The organism is Chamaesiphon sp. OTE_20_metabat_361, from assembly GCF_031364565.1.
In genome coordinates this window covers 1-6,390 of record NZ_JANLWO010000734.1, presented here as the reverse complement: position 1 = coordinate 6,390, position 6,390 = coordinate 1, and the positions used below count along the sequence as shown (strand labels likewise).

Annotated in this window: 8 protein-coding genes; 5 read left to right on the top strand and 3 right to left on the bottom strand. The window is 45.3% G+C overall.

Going from position 1 to position 6,390, the window contains the following annotated elements; genetic code table 11:
* The 3 genes from RMO35_RS20875 to RMO35_RS20865 form a co-directional block, all read left to right on the top strand.
* Nucleotides 1-330, top strand: a 330-nt coding sequence (locus RMO35_RS20875; protein WP_396135706.1) for a class I SAM-dependent methyltransferase, incomplete at its 5' end; no start/stop codon positions are given.
* A gap of 39 nt (nucleotides 331-369) precedes the next feature.
* A complete protein-coding gene (locus tag RMO35_RS20870) occupies nucleotides 370-1,611 on the top strand; it encodes a glycoside hydrolase family 10 protein (protein WP_309743860.1) in 1,242 nt (413 codons plus the stop codon).
* Between the two features lie 153 nt (nucleotides 1,612-1,764).
* Nucleotides 1,765-2,019: a TIGR03643 family protein gene (locus RMO35_RS20865; protein ID WP_309743857.1), complete on the top strand. Its 255-nt coding sequence runs from the start codon at nucleotides 1,765-1,767 to the stop codon at nucleotides 2,017-2,019.
* Between the two features lie 75 nt (nucleotides 2,020-2,094).
* Here the strand turns inward: RMO35_RS20865 and RMO35_RS20860 are convergent, their stop codons facing one another.
* Together RMO35_RS20860 and RMO35_RS20855 are read right to left on the bottom strand one after the other, a co-directional pair.
* Nucleotides 2,095-2,940 (bottom strand): M56 family metallopeptidase, encoded by an 846-nt coding sequence (locus RMO35_RS20860; protein WP_309743855.1) that lies wholly within the window; start codon nucleotides 2,938-2,940, stop codon nucleotides 2,095-2,097.
* Nucleotides 2,940-3,359 (bottom strand): BlaI/MecI/CopY family transcriptional regulator, encoded by a 420-nt coding sequence (locus RMO35_RS20855; protein ID WP_309743853.1) that lies wholly within the window; start codon nucleotides 3,357-3,359, stop codon nucleotides 2,940-2,942. Before RMO35_RS20855 ends, RMO35_RS20860 begins: the two co-directional genes overlap by 1 nt.
* Nucleotides 3,360-3,487: 128 nt before the next feature.
* On the opposite strand from RMO35_RS20855, the gene RMO35_RS20850 reads away from it, so the two are divergent.
* Together RMO35_RS20850 and RMO35_RS20845 are read left to right on the top strand one after the other, a co-directional pair.
* Entirely contained in the window at nucleotides 3,488-5,611 is a 2,124-nt protein-coding gene (locus tag RMO35_RS20850; protein WP_309743851.1) for a TonB-dependent receptor, read from the top strand.
* Between the two features lie 76 nt (nucleotides 5,612-5,687).
* Nucleotides 5,688-5,864, top strand: a complete 177-nt coding sequence (locus RMO35_RS20845) for a hypothetical protein (RefSeq protein WP_309743849.1) — start codon at nucleotides 5,688-5,690, stop codon at nucleotides 5,862-5,864.
* 114 nt (nucleotides 5,865-5,978) lie between these two features.
* On the opposite strand, the gene RMO35_RS20840 is transcribed toward RMO35_RS20845, so the two are convergent.
* The coding region (locus RMO35_RS20840) for a TrkA family potassium uptake protein (protein WP_309743848.1) at nucleotides 5,979-6,390 on the bottom strand (412 nt) is incomplete at its 5' end.

Below are 6,390 nucleotides of genomic sequence, written 5' to 3'. Positions count from 1 at the left end.
ATTTCTAATAGTTTAGTCCATCATCTGCCCGAGCCATATTTACTATTTCAGGAGATTAAACGGCTCATCAAATTAGATGGGGCAATCTTAATTCGCGATTTAATCAGACCAGAAAACGAGCGGATTGTCAATGAGCTAGCTGCTAAATTTGGAAGTAATTACGATCCTCAGCAACAGCAGTTATTTCAAGACTCGCTCAAAGCAGCACTGACACTCGCTGAAGTCCGAGAATTAATCGATCGAGTCGGATTGATACAAGTAAAATTATCCCAAACATCCGAGTTACACTGGACGATCGAGCGTCAGAAAAATATAATCGATCGGATCTAAGGTAATATAATAAACCGCCAGCTATTTTTGTTAAGCTAAATGTTAAATCGCAAATTTTGGTTTGGATTGTGTGTGACACTCGGACTAATTCTCACATTAAATACCCCCGCAATTTGGTCGCGATCGCTGCTACCATCTAAATTGACACGAGAAATTCGTGGCGTGTGGATTACCAACGTCGATAGCGATGTCTTATTTACTCGCGATCGCTTAGCAACCGCGATTAAAGATCTCCGCCAACTTAACTTTAATACTATTTATCCAGTAGTCTGGAATTGGGGCTATACCACCTACCCGAGCAAAGTTGCCAAACGGCTCGTCGGTAGTAGTTTGATGCCCAAAAAATCGGCAGGAATTCTAATTAATAGAAAGCTAACTAAAACCGAAGGCTTAGAAGGGCGCGATGTCCTCAAAGAAATGGTAACTCAAGGTCACAAACAAGGTATTGCCGTCATTCCCTGGTTTGAATTTGGCTTGATGTTACCGGGCACTTCCGATCCGGCTGGCTCTGACTTTGCCAAGCTACATCCTGATTGGTTGACCCAAAAACAAGACGGTGGCACCCTCTGGAAAGAAGGCAAAGATCCGCGCGTTTGGCTCAATCCTTTTAAGCCAGAAGTTAAAAAATTTATCGTCGATTTAGTCGTCGAAGTAGTCCGTAAATATGATGTCGATGGAATTCAATTTGACGATCACTTTGGATTACCTTCTGAGTTCGGCTACGATAAATTTACAGTCGATTTATACAAACGCGAACATCAAGGCAAACTACCACCGACAGATTCCAAAAATGAAGAGTGGATTAACTGGCGTGCTGACAAAATCACCAACCTAATGCGCGAACTGTTCGTCGCAGTTAAAGCTGTCAACCCAAAAGCGATCGTGTCAATTTCACCAAATCCTCAAGGTTATGCCAAAAGTGCCTTCCTCCAAGACTGGGCAAAATGGGAACGTCAAGGCTTAGTTGAAGAACTATTAATTCAAGTTTATCGAGATAAGTTAGAGACATTTATTGGCGAACTCAACAAGTCAGAAGTCAAGCTTGCTAGTCTCCATATCCCGGTGGGTATCGGTATCCTCACTGGCGTCAAACCCAAACCCATATCGATGCAACAAATCCAATCTCAAATCGCCGCCGTTCGCAAACAGGGTTTAGCAGGTGTGTCTTTCTTCTTTTATGAAAGTCTGTGGAAATTGACTAACGAACCAGCCGCCACTCGTAAAGATGGATTCCGCCGCGTGTTTGCCCAGACAGTAGCTCGATCGACCATAATAAAATAAGGCTTTAGACTTTGGGTTTTAGGCTTTAGGGGTCATTTAGTCATACCAATCTCTAATTGGAGAACGACAGATCGAGGTATCGATCGAGAGCATCATTACCTCTTGTCTCTTACCCCTTACCTTTTACCTTTTACCTCTTACCTTTTAAATTCAATGGAATTACCTGAATTAGATTCCGAAACGATCGATCGAGTGCTGGAAATGGCTTGGGAAGATCGCACTACATTTGAAGCGATCGAGTTGCAATTTGGGCTGAGCGAACCTCAAGTCATCGCCTTGATGCGCCGCGAGATGAAAGCTTCTAGTTTTCGGATGTGGCGCAAACGCGTTACCGGGAGATCGACTAAACACGCCCATCGCCGCGACTTTATTGCCGGACGTTTTAAGTCCCAAAATCAGAAAGGTTGACAATTACAGCGGCTTAGCTCAGAGCCGCTGATGCAATTGATGATGCGATCGCGTGATTGGACTGTCTAGGAAATCTTAAATATGAAAAGGGATCGCCAATAGCGGGAATAATGCCAATAGGAGCCAAGCCCAAGACCAAATACTCGGGCGTTCGATCGCTTCTGGAGTAGTTAACAGAGCTTCAATCCGGCAATCGAGCCGATTTGTCGCATTCATCTGACTAAAAGCCGCAGCTAAGTATTCGGGGAAAACCGGAGTAGACTGCACGATCGATAGTAGTGCTTCGGCAACTAACAAGGGATCGGTCTGTGCGGATGCCCACCGATCGGCACGCAGCTCTCTTAACATTAACAGTTCCTGCCAGATCGACTCGGTTTGCGGCAGCCATCGCGTCATCTGGCGCACCCATCCCAACCAGAAAAAACACCAAGTATCTCGATACTGATAATGTGCCTGCTCGTGGGCTAAAACAGCCTCTAAATGCTCTGGGGCTAGGGTATCTAGTAACCCCTGCGTGATGACTAATTCTGGCTCCCAAAAACCAATTTGGGCACTATATGGAGTTGGGAGATCGATGAGGCGAACATTGTTGCTACTGAGTCGAACGATCGGATAAGTGCGAACCTGCTGCAACATCTGCCAGCCAGAGCCAGCTAGTTTGCACCAATAAAGTGTCGCCAATCCTAAAAAACCGATCGCCAGATCGTAACTGAGCCAATCATTACCCACCCACACCATCCGTCCGTGTGGCCCCATCCAAATAATCGCGATCGCACTGGTAAATAATAACAGTGGGGGCAATAAAAATAATGTCAGCGTCCGATCCCATCGATCGATCCAAGGAGTATGCGCCATTTCAGTCCAAGTGAAGCGCACACACCAAGCTAGACCGAAAATACTAAATAAGACGATCGAGTGCATTACTGTTCCTCCTTGGCTTGGCGGATGGCTTGGAGTTTTTGGGCGATCGCTTCAAGTTGTGCCATGCTAGCACGATCTAGATCGTCAGCAAAAGCAGCGACAACATCAGGATTACCCACTGCCAAAAATTGATTTAAATGTTCGTAAGCGGTGAGAGCTTGGGCTTCAATTGCCGAAATCCGTGCTTGCCAAAGATAGCTGCGCTCCTGTTTATCGCAGGTGAGCCACCCTTTCTGGGTTAACCGATTGAGGATCGTTGAGACCGAAGCATATGCCAATTCACGATCGGGATCGCTCAAAATTCGATCGTGGATATCCTTGGCGGTAACTGTACCGAGTTCCCACACAATTTCGATAATTTCGCGTTCGAGGGAACCAAGGGCGAGTTGTTTGGGACGGCGATCTGGAAGCGGCACCATGAAATTTTAGAACGATATTTCTCCTACAATACCGCAATTTGCCCAGGGTGCTTGACGCTGTGTCATTTGACCTGCGCTAGATGAATACGTTATGTATAGTGCGACCGAATTATGTAATCTCAAATCCAATGACTAGCGATCGCCATCGACTAACTATAAATGCAAGTAAATTATTTGCAACTTTTTTTCTCATGACGATCGCGCAAGATACAGATCGACTTGCCGCTACAGCTACTATCCCGAACGACACTGTTGCAAAATCTAGTAGTGTCTTACTAGCCGATGGGAGAAACAACCGTCCCAAAGCTAAACATCAATCTCAAACCGAAATTGCCCAGGTACCACCGCCATCAGCCCCACTAGCACCAACACCCGCTTCAGCAGAACCAGAACTCACGATCGATGTTACTGGAGAGCGAAAATTATACTTACCAAAATCGACGCCAACTTACACGATCGATAGCCAACAAATCGAGCGGCAGGGATCGAAAAATGTTGCTGATACATTAAATAATTTACCAGGGTTTGCGATTAATAATGCTGGCTATGGGGCAGATATTCACACTGGCACTTATTATCGCGGTGCATCGATAAATCAATTTATCATTCTGCTCAATGGTCGCCCGATCGGCAATAATATTAATACTTATCATGGGGCAACAGATCTCAATAGTATTCCCGTCGATGCGATCGATCGGATCGAATTATCTAGTGGTGCTAGTACTATTATCTACGGTTCCGAAACCTTTGGCGGGGTAGTAAATATTATCACCAAAACTTATCGGGGCACGCCGGAAACCAGAGTGTCGGCAGAACTTGGCTCTTATGGTCGTCAAGATTATCGAGCGAGTTATACTGGCGGCGATCGCAAATTAAACTATCGAATTGGGGTTGAAAAATATCGGATCGATAATAATTATAGTGTTCCCGTCGGTGCAGCCAATCGCGACCCGGCTACAGGTAAACTGACTAATGCTGATACCGACCTAATTAGCTATTCTGGTAATATTTCGGCGACAATTAACGATCGCAATCAGCTCGATTTCGATGTGACAAAAACTGCCAGTCGGCGGGGTTTGGTGTACTTTGGATTTCCCTTTCAACGCGACAGGTTAAACCACGACAACCTCAATTTAGGATTAAATTGGCGATCTCAATTAGCCACCAACCAAACTTCGACACTCAATACCACGATCGGTTACACTCAAGACTATTTTGAAACTTTTGGCCCTAGCGGTAACAATAATCGCACGGGTACGCTCGATACTCAAGCCATCACTGGGAGAGTAGAGCATAACTGGAAAACTTCGGCGACTAATACGCTCCGCTGGGGTGGTGAAATTCAAAATCGTAAACTTAATGGCACCTCAACTAGCACCGTTCCCAGCCGGATTGCCTTTAATGAGGTCGAAAATCGCAACGTCTTCAATACAGCTTTATTTGCCGTCGATACCTGGAAACTTACCGACCGAGTTGCCATAGATTTAGGCGTCCGTCAAAACTTTAACTCGCAATTTGGTAACTATCTCAATCCCAGTCTCGGCTCGCGGTGGGAAATCACCCCTAATCTCGCGCTCCGAGCATCTGTCGCTGGCGCACAACGCAATCCCGGACTCGACCAACTATATCTCTATGATACCGTCCACGGTTGGTTCCCCAATCCCAATCTCAAACCAGAAACAGGCGCAACTTGGACGGCGGGATTCGATCTGGCTGTGAGTCCTACCTCTACCGGGACGATTACCTACTTTGGCAGTAGTTTAAACGATCGACTGGCGACGCAAGCAATCAGTCCAACGGTTACGCAGTGGGCGAATATCGGGCAGGTAAGCACCAATGGTTTAGAAATTGGCTTCAAACAACAAATAACGCCGCAATGGTCGGCATTTGCCAATTACACGTACACTGATGCCAAAATTCAGACGGGTGCAGAGCGAGGTTTACAACTATCGCTCATTCCCTATTCCGTCGCTCAAGTGGGTATCGGTTATGCCAATAAAGGTTGGGAAGTCAATCTGCTGACTAACTATAATGCGGGTATGCGCCGCGCATTTTTCACCAATCCCGGACAAGTTAGTACTGACTTTATCCCATCTTTCCTTAATTTGGATCTGGGCGCACGCATCCCTGTAAGTGAGCATGTCGGTATTAATTTGTATGTCGAAAATCTAGCCGATGTTCAGTACGAAAAAGTAAATCGGATTTACAGTCCAGGTAGAACTTATCGGGTTGGGGTTTCAGCTAATTTCTAGTCTATTTTAATTTATAATAATCGTGTAGAAAGCGTGACTTTGCTAAATCGCGCGTGCTTACTTTTGTAGTTAGTTTATGGCAAGAATTCGGACTAAAATATGCGATCGATGCCAACTTTCCGCCAAGGTTTTGTATCGCGTTCGGGTAGATCGATCGGGTGATTGGCAATTTGTCTGCGATGATTGCTGGCAACTGCTCGATCGAGATAATCCTGACTATGTTTATGGTGGTACTTGGAAAGCACGTAAATAAATCCGATCGCACTTATATTCAGAGATTATCAATGATAGTTTCTTGATGACATTTATCAAAACATCTCGATCGATAAAACAATTAATCGTCAAATTTAGCAACGCCGACGTTTGCTCAAAGTGGCAACCTGTCTAGATCCGATTTAGTCCCGATTACCACTAACACATCGTTCTGATGGAGCCGCCGATCTGGTTTTGGGTTGATATCAAAATTTTGAGACTGTCCGATTGCTAAAACATTGAGTCCATAATCGCTCCGCAGTCGCAATTCTAGGATGGTTTTGCCATAGAAAGACTCTGGCACTTGGAGTTCGACAATACTATGTTCGGGATCTAAATCGAGGCGATCCAAAATTCCAGGCTTAACCAGTGTCTGCGCTAAATTGCAACCTGCTTCATATTCCGCTAATACTACTCGATCGGCTCCAACTTTTTGGAGTAGCTTGGCATGACCATCTGAAGAAGCTTTCGCGATTACATAAGCAACACCAGCTTCTTTGAGATTGAGGGTGGTAATAATACTTTCT